Source organism: Paenibacillus lacisediminis, from assembly GCF_046567315.2.
Map to the genome: position 1 here is coordinate 32,642 of NZ_JBKIAX020000018.1, position 15,981 is coordinate 48,622.

General features: G+C 48.4%; 16 protein-coding genes. All 16 read left to right on the forward strand.

Features of this window, described 5'->3' with window-relative positions; all coding sequences use genetic code 11:
* Window positions 1-31: 31 nt before the first annotated feature.
* Window positions 32-610, forward strand: coding sequence for a TerD family protein (locus tag ACLD72_RS26045; RefSeq protein ID WP_411001497.1), 579 nt, complete (start codon window positions 32-34; stop codon window positions 608-610).
* Between the two features lie 23 nt (window positions 611-633).
* Window positions 634-1,215: a TerD family protein gene (locus tag ACLD72_RS26050; RefSeq protein WP_411001496.1), complete on the forward strand. Its 582-nt coding sequence runs from the start codon at window positions 634-636 to the stop codon at window positions 1,213-1,215.
* A gap of 40 nt (window positions 1,216-1,255) precedes the next feature.
* On the forward strand, window positions 1,256-2,533 hold the full coding sequence (locus ACLD72_RS26055) for a TerD family protein (RefSeq protein WP_411001495.1): 1,278 nt from the start codon (window positions 1,256-1,258) through the stop codon (window positions 2,531-2,533).
* A 22-nt stretch (window positions 2,534-2,555) separates the two neighbouring features.
* On the forward strand, window positions 2,556-3,359 hold the full coding sequence (locus ACLD72_RS26060) for a TerC family protein (protein WP_411001494.1): 804 nt from the start codon (window positions 2,556-2,558) through the stop codon (window positions 3,357-3,359).
* Between the two features lie 135 nt (window positions 3,360-3,494).
* Window positions 3,495-4,706, forward strand: coding sequence for an HpcH/HpaI aldolase/citrate lyase family protein (locus tag ACLD72_RS26065; RefSeq protein ID WP_411001493.1), 1,212 nt, complete (start codon window positions 3,495-3,497; stop codon window positions 4,704-4,706).
* Between the two features lie 13 nt (window positions 4,707-4,719).
* Window positions 4,720-6,030 carry a phosphoribosyltransferase family protein gene (locus ACLD72_RS26070; protein ID WP_411001492.1) on the forward strand — a complete coding sequence of 437 codons (1,311 nt, stop codon included), beginning with the start codon at window positions 4,720-4,722 and terminating at the stop codon, window positions 6,028-6,030.
* Window positions 6,031-6,047: 17 nt separating this feature from the next.
* On the forward strand, window positions 6,048-7,181 hold the full coding sequence (locus ACLD72_RS26075; protein ID WP_411001491.1) for a cysteine protease StiP family protein: 1,134 nt from the start codon (window positions 6,048-6,050) through the stop codon (window positions 7,179-7,181).
* A 2-nt stretch (window positions 7,182-7,183) separates the two neighbouring features.
* Window positions 7,184-8,005, forward strand: a complete 822-nt coding sequence (locus tag ACLD72_RS26080; protein ID WP_411001490.1) for an HAD family hydrolase — start codon at window positions 7,184-7,186, stop codon at window positions 8,003-8,005.
* Complete coding sequence (locus tag ACLD72_RS26085; protein ID WP_411001489.1) at window positions 7,989-9,005, forward strand: ATP-grasp domain-containing protein; 1,017 nt, start codon at window positions 7,989-7,991, stop codon at window positions 9,003-9,005. The genes ACLD72_RS26080 and ACLD72_RS26085 overlap by 17 nt, the downstream gene beginning before the upstream one ends.
* Before the next feature lie 80 nt (window positions 9,006-9,085).
* Window positions 9,086-9,781, forward strand: coding sequence for a hypothetical protein (locus tag ACLD72_RS26090; RefSeq protein ID WP_411001488.1), 696 nt, complete (start codon window positions 9,086-9,088; stop codon window positions 9,779-9,781).
* 16 nt (window positions 9,782-9,797) lie between these two features.
* The gene (locus ACLD72_RS26095; protein WP_411001487.1) at window positions 9,798-10,898 is read left to right on the forward strand and encodes a toxic anion resistance protein; all 1,101 of its coding nucleotides are present in this window, start codon (window positions 9,798-9,800) and stop codon (window positions 10,896-10,898) included.
* A gap of 309 nt (window positions 10,899-11,207) precedes the next feature.
* Entirely contained in the window at window positions 11,208-11,774 is a 567-nt protein-coding gene (locus ACLD72_RS26100) for a hypothetical protein (RefSeq protein WP_411001486.1), read from the forward strand.
* Between the two features lie 102 nt (window positions 11,775-11,876).
* Entirely contained in the window at window positions 11,877-12,911 is a 1,035-nt protein-coding gene (locus ACLD72_RS26105; RefSeq protein WP_251593530.1) for an HD-GYP domain-containing protein, read from the forward strand.
* Window positions 12,912-13,104: 193 nt separating this feature from the next.
* Window positions 13,105-13,521, forward strand: coding sequence for a hypothetical protein (locus tag ACLD72_RS26110; protein ID WP_411001485.1), 417 nt, complete (start codon window positions 13,105-13,107; stop codon window positions 13,519-13,521).
* Window positions 13,478-14,236: a hypothetical protein gene (locus tag ACLD72_RS26115; RefSeq protein WP_458476225.1), complete on the forward strand. Its 759-nt coding sequence runs from the start codon at window positions 13,478-13,480 to the stop codon at window positions 14,234-14,236. The genes ACLD72_RS26110 and ACLD72_RS26115 overlap by 44 nt, the downstream gene beginning before the upstream one ends.
* A gap of 142 nt (window positions 14,237-14,378) precedes the next feature.
* Entirely contained in the window at window positions 14,379-15,980 is a 1,602-nt protein-coding gene (malX, locus tag ACLD72_RS26120) for a maltose/glucose-specific PTS transporter subunit IIBC (RefSeq protein WP_411001483.1), read from the forward strand.
* Window position 15,981 lies beyond the last annotated feature (1 nt).

Sequence of the window (15,981 nt, forward strand, 5' to 3'; positions counted from 1 at the left end):
TTTCTTACTCATAAACGAAGGGGCGAGCAAGGTGGCAGTTAATCTATCAAAGGGTCAAAAGGTTGATCTTACCAAATCAAATCCGGGTCTGACGAAAATCGTTGTTGGTCTTGGTTGGGACACGAATAAGTACGACGGCGGTAAAGAATTCGATCTGGACGCATCCGCCTTCTGCCTCAACGAGAACGGCAAAGTCAATTCGGATGCTGACTTTATGTTCTATAACAACCCCGCCAACAGCAACAACTCTATCGTCCTCTCGGGTGACAACAGAACGGGCGAGGGTGCGGGCGACGATGAAACGATTAAGCTCGACTTGGCTAACATACCTGCGAATATTAACAAAATTGCCTTCTGCATTACGATCCACGAAGCTCAAGAAAGAAACCAGAACTTCGGCCAAGTGGCAAACTCTTATGTGCGCGTTGTGAATGAAGCTACCGGCGAGGAACTGATCCGTTACGACCTCGGTGAAGATTATTCCGTGGAAACGGCCGTGGTCGTAGGCGAGCTCTACCGTCATGGAACGGAATGGAAGTTCAGTGCCGTCGGCAGCGGCTTCAAAGACGGCCTGGCCGGACTTTGCAGAGATTTTGGAATCAGCATCTAACATATACACAGGGAGGGATCCGGATGACCATCAGCCTGTCAAAAGGCCAGCGTATTGATTTGACGAAAACGAACCCAGGACTAAAAAAAGCACTCATTGGTCTAGGATGGGATATCAATAAATACAGCACCGGACAAGACTACGACCTTGACGCCTCCGCGTTTCTTCTGCATGCGGACGGGAAGGCAAAAGGGGTCGAGGACTTTGTATTCTATAACAATCCCAAGACTCCAAACGGCTCTGTCATACATACCGGAGATAACCGGACAGGAGAGGGCGACGGTGATGATGAGCAAATTATTATCGATTTTTCCCTGGTCCCTCCGCATATTCATCGTGTCGGTATTTCCGTAACCATCCATGATGCAGCGCTTCGAAATCAAAACTTCGGACATGTATCCAATGCTTTTGTGCGGGTTGTAGATGCGGAGACCGATCGGGAGATCGCCCGGTATGATCTGGGTGAAGACTTCTCTCTGGAGACCGCGGTTGTGGTTTGCGAGCTGTACCGTCACGGAGAAGAGTGGAAGTTCCAGGCTATAGGTTCCGGCTTCAACGGGGGCCTGGCGGCTCTATGCAGAAACTACGGTTTGGACGCGCAATAATCGTGCCCTTTATCTTCATATATGAAAGGTTGGTACATTCGTGACGATCTCCTTGATTAAAGGTCAGAAGGCAGACCTGACGAAAAACAACCCAAATTTGAATAATGTCATCATTGGAATGGGTTGGCGCAATGCTAACAGCTCTTTAGAGGTGGATTTCTCAGCCTTTTTATTGGCACAGAACGCGAAAGTGACGAAAGATGAAGATCTGATTTTCTACGGTAATCCCACCGGCCCTAATCAATCGATATCCGTACTGTCAAATAACAAGCAAGTCTATTCCGGAGTGGCGGATCAAGCACAGTTAGCCGTTTCGCTTAAGAACGTGCCGCCGCACTACGAGCGAATAGCTTTTGCCCTAACGATCTACGACGGGGAAAAAAGAGGACAAAACTTCTCCCAGCTTGATGATACCTACATTCGCATCGTCGATCCGGCGAACGGACTCGAAATGATCCGTTATAATATCGGAAAATCCTTCACTGTAGAAACGGCCATCATTGTAGGGGAATTGTACAGATACAATGGCGAGTGGAAATTTAATGCTCTAGGGTCCGGTTATTCGGGAGGATTGGCCGCGCTGTGCGGCAGCTTCGGCATTGAGGTGAAAGAATCGCCCTCCAATCAACCGTCGCCTGCTCCAACACCAACACCAGTGCCGGCACCAGCACCAGCAACACCGCCTCCTGCTCCGACGCCCGCTCCACCTTCGGCTCAGCCGCCGTCCTTATCCAAAATTGAGCTGAAGAAACGCGGCGATGTGATCAACCTGGAGAAGAAATCCGGAGATCTCGGCGAAATCCTGGTCAACTTGAACTGGAACCAAAGAAAGCAAAAAGGGTTCTTTGGGAGCAAAGGCGTCGATCTTGACCTAGGTTGTTTATTTGAGTTGAAGGATGGAAGAAAAAGCGTAATTCAAGCGCTTGGCGAAAGTTTCGGCTCCCTCAACCGATTGCCGTATATCGCTCTTGACGGGGACGATCGAACCGGCGATGTCGCAACCGGCGAAAACCTGAGAATCAACGGCCGGTATGTCTCCGAAATCGAAAAAGTGCTGGTGTTCGCGTTTATTTACGAAGGCGTAACCAACTGGTCGGAAGCTGACGGCGTCGTAACCATAAAGCAGCAGGGCGGGCCCGACATTGTCGTGCGTTTGGACGAGCATAACAACCGTAAAGGGATGTGCGCCATCGCCATGATCCGCAATGTGAACAACCAGACCTTCAGCGTTGAAAGAATTGTTGAATATTTTTCGGGTCATTTGGAACTCGACCGCGCCTTTAATTGGGGAATGCGATGGACTCAAGGCTCTAAATAAAATTTTGGGGGAATTTTAGGCAATGTCCGAATTTATCAATAGTTTTGTAGAGAATTTTATGTCCTTTTTTGACTGGAACAACCTGGGCGCTCTGTTGTCCGATCCGGTAACCTGGGGCATTATCGCCTCCCTGGTTCTGCTAGAGGGCCTGTTGTCCGCCGACAATGCGCTTGTCTTGGCGGTGCTTGTAAAGCATTTGCCCAAAGAGCAGCAAAGGAAGGCCTTGTTCTATGGGATTATCGGCGCCTATATCTTCCGCTTTCTGGCGATCGGTGTAGGTACGTTCCTTGTTAAAATTACATGGGTTAAAGTCTTGGGCGGTTTGTACCTCTTATGGATCGCCTGCAGCAATCTGTTTGATTTGGAAGTCAAGTGGGTTCGGGCGGGCAAAGTGCCGGTTATTCCTTACATCGGCAGGAAAAATGACGAAGAGGATGAAATTGAAGCCAAAGCCTACGGGTTCTGGCGTACGGTTCTTACCGTAGAGTTAATGGACATTGCCTTCAGCGTAGACTCCGTGATTGCCGCGTTTGGCGTAAGCGATCAGGTATGGGTTCTCTTCCTCGGCGGAATTCTGGGCGTGCTGATGATGCGGGGGGTAGCGCAAGTCTTCCTGAAGCTCATTGACCGTTACCCTGAGCTGGAACGGGCAGCTTTTATTCTCATCATTATTATCGGCGGCAAAATGCTGGCGGCCGTATTCGGATTCCATATGAGCCACGTGATGTTCTTTGGGCTTTTGATCGCCGTATTGGTGGGCACGATCATCATCAGCTCCATCCGCAAGAAATCGAAATCGGAAGAATCGAAACCTCAGTCCATGTAACATATAAACACACAAAAGATGAATCCCTTACCGAATTAGGACCGTATAGAATATATCCCTCCTCAATTATAGGGGGGGATATTTTTTGCTCATTTCCCGATCATTGATGATTTGCTGGTGAAGGAGGGGAACGGAATGTACTACTTCAGCTATTTAAAAAATGAGCAGGACGCCGAGATCTTTTATCTGAACCCCCAGCCGTTTACGAATAAGTCAAGCAGGGAGATCCTTTCCCATGCTGTTGGGGCCGCGCTTTATATGCCTGCCACACGGCCGAACATTGCGGATGAATTGGTTTCCGGAAAAATCCGCGGGCTGGTCACGGCGATTATTGACCTGGAAGACGCCATAGGCGACGTTCAGGTCGAGGCGGCTGAAAAAAATCTATGTCTGCAATTGAAGCATATTTTCCAATTCAAGCAACAAGAGCAAATCACGGATGAGGATACTCCTTTAATTTTTATCCGGGTTCGTACTCCAAGGCAAATGAAGAGACTGATTGCGCTGCTGGAAGATTCCATCGAAGTGATCTCAGGATTTGCGCTGCCCAAATTCTCTTTGGAGAATGGACAGCAATTCCTTGAATTGATCAAGGAGTATAACCAAACCAAACGTTCGCAGGCTCCAACGCTTTATGGGATGCCGATTTTGGAAACCGCCGATGTCATTTACCGGGAGTCGCGTTTGGATACGCTGTTGGGGATTCGGCGTCTGCTTGATGGTCATAAAGACCATGTTTTGAATGTGCGGATTGGCGCGACCGACTTCTCCAGCCTGTTTGGACTGCGAAGAAACCCGGATATGACGATTTACGATATTGGCGTTATCCGTGATTGTATCGCCGATATCATCAACGTATTTGGACGAGCCGCCAACCAATATGTGATTTCCGGGCCGGTGTGGGAGTATTTTAAGAGCAATCGTGTGCTGAAGCCGCTGCTGCGGCAGACTCCTTTTGAGGAGGCGGCGGGCAAGCAGGGACGGATCCTGCGTATGGATTATATCAACGGTTATGTCGACGGGCTGATCCGGGAAACGGAATTGGACAAGGAAAACGGGATCCTCGGCAAAACCATCATCCATCCGTCCCACATTCATCCGGTTCAGGCGATGTACGTGGTTACCCATGAAGAATACATGGATGCAACGTCCATTATTGCCAACAGCAACGGCATTACGGGCGTGCTTAAGAGCCAATACGAAAACAAGATGAATGAAGTGAAACCGCATTTAACTTGGGCCAAACGCATTATTTTACGATCTCAAATCTATGGGGTGTTACGTGAAAACCAAAGCTATACTTCACTGCTCGTCGGAACCAAAGGCATTGAACAGGCGCTTATATAAGATTTTAGGGGATTTGGAAGTCGAGATCGAAATCCTGGATAATCCGTTTCAGTTGCCGCTGGAAGCTCTCTTTCAGATGGCGGCGCGAATTAATAAGAAACGCAGCTTTCTGTTTGTCAGCAAAGTGCTCGGCAAACACATTCCGGTGGTGCCCGAAGTTTCGCTGCTAAGCGGGGCGGCATTGGCTTACCTATACCAGAAGCACTGCGGTGGGGAAATCACCGGCGATATAGCGGGAATTGTGCGGGGGATCGTGAACCCGGAGGAAGCGGCGGCCATCTATAAGGGGGTCAAAGCGAATTTGCTGCCGATCCCGGAACCCGCTTTGTTCATCGGGTTTGCGGAAACCGCGACCGCGCTGGGGAACAGCATGTACGATATCTTTAGCGGCCCGGCCCAATATATTCATACGACCCGGGACGTCATGGTCGAATCGGAGCCGACGCTTACCTTTGAAGAAGAACATTCGCATGCCACCGCCCATCGTTGTTACCCGTCCCATGTTGATTTTTTTCGCGGGGACGAGCCGGTGGTGCTTGTGGATGATGAAATAACGACAGGCAAAACCGCCATCAACATCATCAGAGACCTTCACCAAAAGCATCCAAGAAGCCGTTATGTCTTAGCCAGCTTATTGGATTGGAGGTCGGACGAGGATATAGCCCGCTTTAAGGAAACGGAAGCTGAGCTTAAGATTACGATTGATTGTCTATCACTTGTCCGGGGCCAAATCAAAGTTAGAGGCGCTGCACCAGGTCTGGAGCACTGCGGAGAAAGCACGGTGTCCAAGCCTTCCAAGGAACCGCAAATCTATCATTACGAGGCAGGGCGGTTTTTCAGTCATGTTCCGTTCTCGTCGATGAATTCTACGGGTGCAGTGAATATCAAACCTTACTTGGCGTTTACGGGCCGATTTGGCTTGCAGGGTACGGACAATGAAAAACTGGACCAAATGATCGCCCAAACGGCGGCTTTACTGAAAAGCAAACGCGCAGGCGGCAAAACGCTGTGCCTGGGGACAGGAGAATTTATGTACATACCGATGCGGATTGCCGCGGAAATGGGGGACGAGGTTTATTATCAATCAAGCACACGAAGCCCGATCCATCCGTTCGACAACGCCGCTTACGGTATTAAAAACGCGTACTCCTTTCATTACCCCGATGACACGGAGATCGGTTATTTCTTCTATAACATCAGTGAAGGGCAATACGATGAAATTTTCGTGTTTGTCGAGCGCTCGCATCAAGCCAGTCTGGAATCATACGTCAATGCTTTGAAATTAACGGGGACACCAACGCTTCATTTTGTACACTTTAACTGAAAAGGGAGGCGTTAGACATGACTCTTAACAATAAATCCATGGCCTCACCCGTTCCGCTCGGTAGCTACAGCCGGGAAGATGTCATTTTTTTGCTAAAGGATCTTAGCGATATTGCGCTGGAAAAAGGAACCGAAGATCGGGAGGGAGCGATCCAAGCGGGAACGCATTATTCGGAAATGCTGCCTGTGGAATATCAGCCTTCCAGCGAGTACATCCAGCTATTCCACGATACATTGGCGGCGACCGCGCGTAAAGTAGCCTTGGCGGTTGCGGTAACGGCCGAATTGATCGTCAAGAAGCGCGGATTTAATACGGTTCTGGCTTCGCTGGCCAGGGCAGGCACCCCGATCGGGATTCTCATTAAGCGGTATATTAAAATGCTGTACCATCAAGAATTGCCTCATTACAGCATTTCGATCATCCGGGGCCGCGGTATAGATGAAAATGCCGTGCTTTATATGCTGCAAAATCACCCGGGGCTGGACATCCAGTTCGTGGATGGGTGGACGGGAAAAGGGGCCATCCGCAAAGAACTCATAGCGGCTTGCGAGAGCTTTCGTTCGAAATACGGAGTGCGCTTAAGCGATGATCTTGCCGTTTTGGCCGATCCGGGCTGCTGTTCCAGTACTTTTGGGACCCGCGAGGATTTTCTGATCCCCAGCGCTTGCTTGAATTCCACGGTGTCCGGGCTGATGAGCAGAACGGTGCTGCGACAGGATCTGATCGGGCCGGATGATTTTCATGGAGCCAAATTTTATAAAGAATGGCTGCCTAACGACTTATCCAACTTTTTTGTCGATCAGATCTCTTCCCGCTTCGATGAAGTGTCCGCAGAAGCGCGCGGCCAAGCGGCGGCGATTCTGCCAAACCATGCCGATCAATTGGAGACCTGGAAGGGGATGAGCGATATCCGGAGAATTCAGCTTGATTTCGGCATTGACGACGTTAACCTGGTCAAACCGGGGGTGGGGGAAACCACGCGTGTGCTGCTGCGCAGAATCCCTTGGAAAATCCTCGTGGACCGCTTGGATAATCCAAGTCTGCAGCATATTCTTTTGCTCGCCAAGGAGCGGGGCGTGCCGGTGGAAACTTACGATGACCTCACTTATTCCTGCTGCGGCATTATCAAACCGCTTAAGGCAGGTGAATAAGCGTGATTTTTGCCAGCGATCTGGATCGCACCCTGATCTACTCCCAAAGGGCCATGGGATTGCCGTCTGACGCGGCGCAGCATCTCCCGGTTGAGCTGTACAATGGCGAGTACATTTCGTTTATGTCGAAGAAGGCGCTGTCCCTGTTGCAGGAATTGCAGCAATTCGTCACATTTGTGCCGGTCACCACTCGTACCATTGAACAATATAAGCGGATATTTCATATCTCGTCGAATATTAAGCCTAAATACGCGATCACGAGCAATGGGGGAAACATCCTGATGGATGGCGAACCCGATCCCGTTTGGGCCACGAAGATTCAGCAGCTCCACGATCACTATTTGGACCATGAGGCTCTAATGCGGCGTTTTCGTGAGATCGCTTCCCCGGATTGGGTCCTGCGGGAGTATTTGGCGGACAACCTGTTTTACACCGTCATTATCGATCGGGAGACAATCCCCTTGGAATTAGTCCGGTCGTTCGGCAAAGAGATTGCATCTTTGGGCTGGAGCCTCTCCATCCAAGGCAGAAAGCTGTATTTGATCCCTGCGGAAATCAATAAAGGCAGCGCCATGTTATATATTAAAGACAGGTTATCCTCGGCGTTTGCGGCGGCTTCCGGGGACTCCCTGCTGGATGAAAGTCTGTTAAAGGCCGCGGATTACGCGTTGGCTCCGGCGCATGGGGAGCTTTATGCCGCCTATGCAGGGTTGGGGGCCTACAATTTTACCCAAGAATCGGGAATAGCCGCCTCGGAGGAAATCCTGCGTACGGTTCTTGAAGTATTTCGAAAGAAGGAATCTACCCGTGAATATTTGGTTTAATCGGACATTTTCCACCGCAAGCCATTATGTTGAAATGATTCGTCACAATCCGGACAACAAACCGTTTAAAATATTCGCCACCCATCCATCACCCCACTCCATCATGCTTCAGGCGGCTGACTATGCCGAACTGGAGCCGGCCGTGCCTGCCCATGAGTATGCGGCTTACTGTGTAGATTTCTGCGCCAGACATAAAATTGACATCTTCATTCCGCATTATCGCCTTGCCGAAGTTGCCAAACACCGGGATGAGTTTGATAGAATAGGAACGAAGGTTATGCTGGCCGGCACCGCCGAGATGTTATCCAGCGTGGATGACAAGGGTCGGCTGTTCGAGTTTCTAAGCGGTGTGCCTGGCCTTCAGCTTCCCGATTATGACGTGGTCACCACTTTGGAAGAATTTGAAAAGGCATACAAGCTGCTTACGGACAAAGGCCATAGGGTTTGCCTTAAGCCTGTCTCTGGAGAAGGGGGCGCCGGGTTCAGAATCATCACGGACGAGCCCAACACGATTCAAAGTTTATATGAGTGGGCCGGGGCGGCCATGCATATTGAAGAAGTGGTCAGGCTGCTGGGAAGTGAGCCCAGCTTTCCGCCTCTGATGGTCATGGAGTATTTGGAGGGCAGTGAATACAGCGTGGATTGTCTGGGATCTGCGGAAGGGATCGTTGCGGCGGTTCCCAGAAAGAAGGTAGAGGGGCGGGTTCGCTTGCTGGAACACAACGAAACGTTGATACGTTTGGCTCACGAGATTCACCGCGTTTTGCCGCTTCAGTACAATTTCAACATTCAATTTATCTATCAAGGGGATACACCCAAGCTATTGGAAATTAACCCGCGTACCTCGGGAGGGTTATATACGACTTGCCTATCGGGGGTAAATTTCCCTTATCTAGCCGTTAAATTGCTATTGGGGGAAGCTTTTGAGAGGCCAGCGCCTGAGTTTGGCATTTATGCTACTCATCTTGAGAAAGAATACGTGATCAAGCGGCCGTTCTAAAGTTCCCCAAGAATTGACAGGATACGAGCGCAGGACTTAAGATACAGATATTATGAGGTAGGGAAAGGAGGAACCGGTTCATGACTCGTTATAAACTTGCGGGTGGAATTTCGCTGCTTGGCTTCGTTGCCTCTTTGTTTACCGCCCGGTTTTTACCGGAGGTTGTGAATTTACTGATCCCCACACTATTCTCTCTCGCCGCGATCGCTTTGTTAAGCCGGTTATCAAGACCAAAGACGCAAGGGCCGGAAACCCAAATCAACGAGCGGGTGAATCATACCGGAACATCCGGCGCGCCAACTCAGGCTCAGAACCAGAATCCGAATCAGGCTCAAGATCAGGCTCGTCCTGCATCGGAAAATGCTGCGGAGGTCGAGAAGGATCCTTTTTGGGGACCGATTATGGAGTACATTCAAGTTACTGAAGAAATGGTGATTTCCGAGGGGCAAAAGAACAACCTCGACGATGAAATTGTCGAAAAAACGCTCAGTTTGCTGGCCAGAGTCAATCGGCTGATTCCGCAGCTCAAGACGCTGCATGACGGGAACGTTAATCACAATATTCAGAGACTTATTTTCAAAGATTTAAACGGCGCGATCAATCCATTCTTAAACTTAAGCGGGGAGGCCAAACGCCAGAACCGTAGACTCCTGCTTAACGGGATCAAAGATATCAACACCAAGCTATCATCCTATGTGGAGACGATTGAGCATAGAGACCTTATCGAACTGCAAACCCGTGTGGATCTGATTCAGCAGCGGTACCGGTCTAACTAAATAAGGAGGGCATTCTATGTCTACAGTACAAATGGTTCAATTAAAAGAGACGGATCTTGCGAAAGTAGAGCAGGAAGCGAACCAGCTGATCCAAAAGGTGGCCACCACCGATTCAATGGAGCTGGAAACGCTCATGGACAGCATCGGCCGTATGGGCCAAAAAACGATGGAGCAGGCCAGCCAATCCCTGGGTATGCTGCAGCGGCCCATCAATGAGCTGATGTCCGGCCAACGCTCCGAAGTTTCCAACAACATTCTCAAGCTAAGATCGGAAATTGATTCGCTCAGCAAAAGCAAACAGCTTGGCTTTTTTGAAAAAATGCTGAAGAAAACACCGCTGAAAAATTACATATATAAATATCAATCGGTGAAAACCAATGTGGATGCCATCGTCCAGACCTTAAGAAACGGGAAAGAGACGCTGGAAGAGAACATCGTTTACATGAAAAATCTGAAACGCTCGTCGCTGGAGTCGGTGTACAACTTGCAAGTTCGCATCACGATGGGCCATAAACTGAAAGAGCTGTTCGAGCAGGAAATCGCCAAGCCGGAAAACGAAAACCGCAAAACCCACCTGGAGCGGGGGCTGCGGAAAGTGGTCACCCGGATTCAATCGTTCGAGGAAATGGTCATGCTCTATCAGCAAGCGATCGCCGGTACGGACATTATTAATGATAATAATGACAAGCTGATTGATTCCGTGGAAGCAACGATCGACAAGACGCAGCATCTCCTTTCCGTATCCGCGATGATTACGATGGCGCTGCAAGACCAGTTGGATACCATTGAGGCCGTGAATTCCGCGAACTCGACGCTGCAAACGATGTTTGAGGAGAATTCCCGCATGCTGAAGGAAACCACGCAGAAAACCAATGATCTGCTCGGGAAGCCTGGCCTGCAGATGGAATCGATCGATCGGGCCATGACGGATCTGTTCACCGCCATCGACTTGTACGAGCAATCCAACCGCACCATTATTCAGACGGCGACCGAGCAAACGAAACACTTAAGCGAAATTAACAGCAAGCTGCATAACCGCCTCGGATTAATGCCCGGAAATAACGCAAACGGCGAGTTGAAAACGGGTGATCCGCTGAACACCAGCTTATTGGATTAATATCATTTATGTACAAGGGATGTGTCCTTTCTCGGGCATGTCCCTTTTTTCCCCTCTCATGGAGTTTTTCATGTCATATCCGAACGATGAGGTTCATATGATTGAAGAAAAAATAGAGGGGCTAAAAGATGATAGGAGCATGGATTTGCGGGATTCTCATTGTGGCCTTGATCGTTTCGGCCAGCTTTAATAAAGCCGATGATATTCATAAGCTGAACAAGTAACGGCTTAGGAATAGATGACTACACCTGCCGGGTTTTGGTATGATAGCAATATCAGTGCATTCTGGGTGTAGGGGTGTGTTTTTGCGTGGAGGATTTTAGCTATTCTCAACTATCTCCAACGACTTATACTATTAGATACGTGTACGGAGGAGAGCCGTTTAATTTCAACCTGTTCCGCAAAGAAGGGGTTTGGGTTTTGCACCCTTTTGAAGGAATCCTGATCGCGAACCGGGAGATGTGCTACCTGGTGATGAGCGAGCTGTTTAAGCATAAACCGTTTCAGGTAATGCTCGCCAAGCAGCAGATTCCGTTCTCGGATATTCGAAGCTCCATCGATCTTCAGAATATAAACGAACCTATTTCGATATTTAATGACCGGGATGCCGCCCCGGATTATCATAGAGATGAGATTACGGCCTTCGTCGAGGAAAATACGGTCGAAGACGTGATCGACATCGAATGCAACCATCTTCGCGATCGCATCGATTTTTACGGCACGATCCTGGAAAGGATGTTTATGAGCGGGCTTGGGCCGGGCGATCAGGAATTTGATGCGATTAAAAATATTGTGAGTACCTATAAAAATGCGGAGTCGCAGCTTTCAGACGGATTGGGTCCAGAGTTCAATAACAAGGACAGAAGACGGTGGTGAGAAGAAGCCAGCTTGGCAGCTGGCTTTTTGCTTGTCGAGAAATCGTAAAGATTCCTATGGCAAAATAAAAAGATTAGGGATGTGGAAAAGGAGGGAGACCGCTTGGGAGGTTACAATGATACGTCGCTGCATTTGATCGGGCGAAAAGTCAATAAAGATATATTTAGCGAAGCCGGCGCGTTACTGCTGTCCGAATCGATGGTCATTACGCAGGAGCATCTCACGATGCTGGAGAACCGGGGCATTTTTCTGACAGAGGATGATCTGGCCGCAGAGATTTTCGCTCTCGAAGACCTGTCTTCCCCCCAGGCGAAGATCGTTGATGACGCGGTGCAGTATGTTAACGAGGTATTTAATGAAGTGCGGGAAACGAAGAAAGTGCCTCTGGCGGAAATCCGCAAGAACGTCATCCCCGCGATTCACGAGGTGACGCAAGCCACCCAACTGATCCGTTTGTTTGCCGCTTTGCAAGCGAAGGACGATTATACGTATCGCCATAATATCGCGGTTGGGGCCATGTCCAATCTGCTCGGCGGGTGGATGGGGCTCGACCATCGGGATCTGCTGCAATTGACCGCCGCGGCATTTCTGCATGACATTGGCAAAACGCTGGTTCCCGACGAGATTTTAAACAAACCGGGGGCTTTGACGACGGAAGAGTTCGCGATCATGAAAAATCACACGGTGTTCGGTTATGAAATCCTGAAGGACACGGTTGGCGTCAATCACAGGCAAGCTTTGGTAGCGCTGCAGCACCATGAACGCATGGACGGCAGCGGCTATCCGCTGGGCATCACCGGCGAAAAAATCGACCTCTTCAGCCGGATTGTCGCGGTGGTGGATATTTTTCACGCCATGACTTCCAAGCGAGTGTACCGTGATCCGGCTCCTTTTAATGAAGTGCTGGGTCAAATGGAAAAGGACGCCTTCGGCCCGCTCGATCCCGGGATAACGAAGTTGTTCGTGGAGAAAATGATGCATTCGCTCATCGGCAACCCCGTGGTGCTGACGGACGACCGCAATGGCGTCGTTGTCATGCTGAATCCCCACGACCTGACCCATCCTTTAATCCGCACGGAAGACGGCTACATCGATTTGAGCAAGGACTTATCGGTGCATATTAAACGGATTTTTTAACTAACCATTGTCAAAATAAACACGTTGTTGTTGAACCTTTAGAACCTTTGACGAATGCAAGATTTCCGGCGATTAATAAATTATAATTGTAAAAAAATAGTTCGGATGAGCATTAAACAGGCTAGATGATATAATAGTGTCGAATAATATCCTATGTTGTAACTTGAGGTATTATATTTGTAGGAGGCTGCAAATGAAAAGTCTTAATATGCTTCTCGCTCCTCCTCTTCAGTTTGAGGTGTTAGAGCATGATCGGGTAATTGCTAAGGTTAATTTAGATTATAGGAATCAAAAAGTTGATGTTTGGCAAGATGATAATGTACCGCCAATTTTCTTGCCTTTCCCCGGTAAGCAAAAAGTGCTTGTTAGCGATGTATTGGACTACTTTGAGTCTCGCTGCTTACCACGTACCAGGCATCACATCGAAAAAGTATTGCAATCATTAGGACTGCACGATTACGTTCCTACCGATATAGTAAAGCTAACGCATGGCGTGCTATATGATGATTATATTTGGATTAGATTCTCTGGTGAGGAGTTGACTTGTGTCGATGTCCATCCCCGTTTTGCAAGTGAACAAGGACTTTCGTCAGACCTTTGTAAGCAGTAGTAAAGGCGACCAATTGAAGTGGAAAATCGGAAACTTATGGGGGAAAGCCAATAAGTTCGGATACGAGGGCTTGGCAGAGTGGGTAGCATTTGAACTGATTACTCGTTCGAATATTGATCCCCAGTTAACAGTTCCTTATCAACAGTGTATTTTGGTTGAAAATGAAACTAAGTATCCGGGTTGTTATTCCGAAGACTTCCTCCTGCCCGGGGAGAGCCTTATCACTTTGCATCGTCTTCTAGAAAGTTATGGTGTTAAGTTTGATGATGTACTTCGGGATCAGAGTACGCGCGATTCGGTACTGTTCATTATAGAATTTCTTCGTAAGGTGATAGGTTTAGATACATTGGAGTATTTCTCAATTATGCTGCCGCTAGATGCTTTTCTGTTAAATGAAGACCGTCACTTGAACAATATTGCTTTTATTTATGGACCAACAGGATACAGACTTTGTCCGTTTTTCGATCACGGATTGAGTCTTCTGTCAGACACAACGGATTATCCATTAACTATGCCCACAGATGTTGCCATACGTAATGTCAAAGCCAAACCATTTAGCAGTGATTTTTCGAAGCAAGCACGTGCTCTGGAAACAACTCTTCAATTTGACCGTTCCTCAGTTCTGCAATTTATAGAGGAGCATGGTGCTGAGCTAGGGAGAGTTTCAAACATTCTTAAATCACAGATTCGCAAGTATGATCATTTATTTGTGTGAGTACATTTTAAGAGGTTTCAATTTAAAAGTACCCTCCACACAAAAAATGTACGTATTTACAATCACGGTGAAAGCGATTGCTAATATAGGCATTCGAGACGTAGAGTGTAGATAAGTTCATTTTTTTTGTGGAGGTTTAGCGATGAAAACAAAGGTCCGATCAGCTTCTAAGGGATGGGAGTTTTTTCAGGGGCTGGGGAAGACATTTATGCTGCCTGTGGCGCTTCTCGCCTTTATGGGATTATTGCTTGGCATCGGCAGTTCGTTTACCAGTCCAACAACGATCGAAAATCTTCCTTTTTTGGATCATCAGATCATACAAGTGGTTCTCCGGTTTATTTCTACCATCGGCGGATTTGCTTTTACGTATTTACCCTTGCTTTTTGCTATGGCGATCCCGCTTGGTTTGGCCCGGTATGAAAAAGGGGTAGCGGCATTTTCCGGTCTGATCGGCTATATTGTGATGCATTTATCGATTAATTTCTATTTGGTGGAAACGGAGCAATTGGCGAATCCGGAGGTCATGAGGCAGGCAGGCCAGGGCATGGTTCTGGGGATTCAAAGTCTCGAGATGGGCGTGCTCGGAGGCATTGTTGCCGGACTTATCGTTTATTTTCTCCATCAACGCTTCCATAATATTAAACTCCCGCAGGCCTTCGCCTTTTTTGGAGGACCCAGATTTGTCCCGATCATTACGGCGATAACTTTATCGATTGTTGGTTTGATCATTCCGATGATTTGGCCTTTCTTTACCATGATCATCAACGGCATTGGCTCCATGATTCAAGGGGCGGGCGTGTTTGGCCCATTTTTGTTTGGAGCAGGGGAAAGATTGCTGCTGCCGTTTGGACTTCATCATATTCTGGTAGCGATGATTCGGTTTACGGAAGCGGGCGGGACGGCGGTTGTAAATGGGGAAACCGTTTCGGGGGCGCTGAATATTTTCTATGCAGAGCTCAAAAGCGGCTCACCGATTACGGCTTCCGCGACCGCTTTTCTTTCGCAGGGAAAAATGCCGACTTTTATGTTTGGTCTGCCGGCTGTAGCCTTAGCCATTTATCATACGGCGAAAGCGGAAAATCGCCAAAAAATCAAAGGCTTGCTCATTTCCGGGGTCATTGCGACCTTTGTGACCGGGATAACAGAACCTATTGAGTTCTTGTTCCTATTCCTTGCCCCTGTTCTTTACGGGATTCATGTCGTCCTTACCGGACTTGGATTTATGGTGATGGCCCTGCTCGGCGCGAAAATCGGCAATACCGATGGAGGCATCCTGGATTTTCTCGTATTCGGAGTTCTGCAAGGAACTGATACGAAATGGTATTTGGTGCTGATCGTAGGGTTGATCTGGTTTGCGGTCTACTATTTTGTATTCCGCTTTGCGATTACTAAATTTAATTTGAAAACACCGGGTAGAGAAGATAACGACGATACTGAAACGGTAATCGCGGGGTCCTCTGAAGATCGCGGGAAAGCTGCTACCAATAGTCAAGCGGCTCAGCTATTAAGCGCCTTGGGCGGTCCGGAGAATATTCAATCGTTGGATAATTGTATTACCCGACTAAGATTAGTCGTTGATGACATGGAAAAAATAGATGAACCAGCGTTAAAAAAGCATGGAGCATTGGGTGTTGTCAAATTGGATGCCCATAATCTTCAGGTGATCATCGGAGCGCAAGTCAACCATGTGCGGGTAGAGATCGGCAAACTGATGGAATCGCAAGGATATAAAATCAGCGGATGAG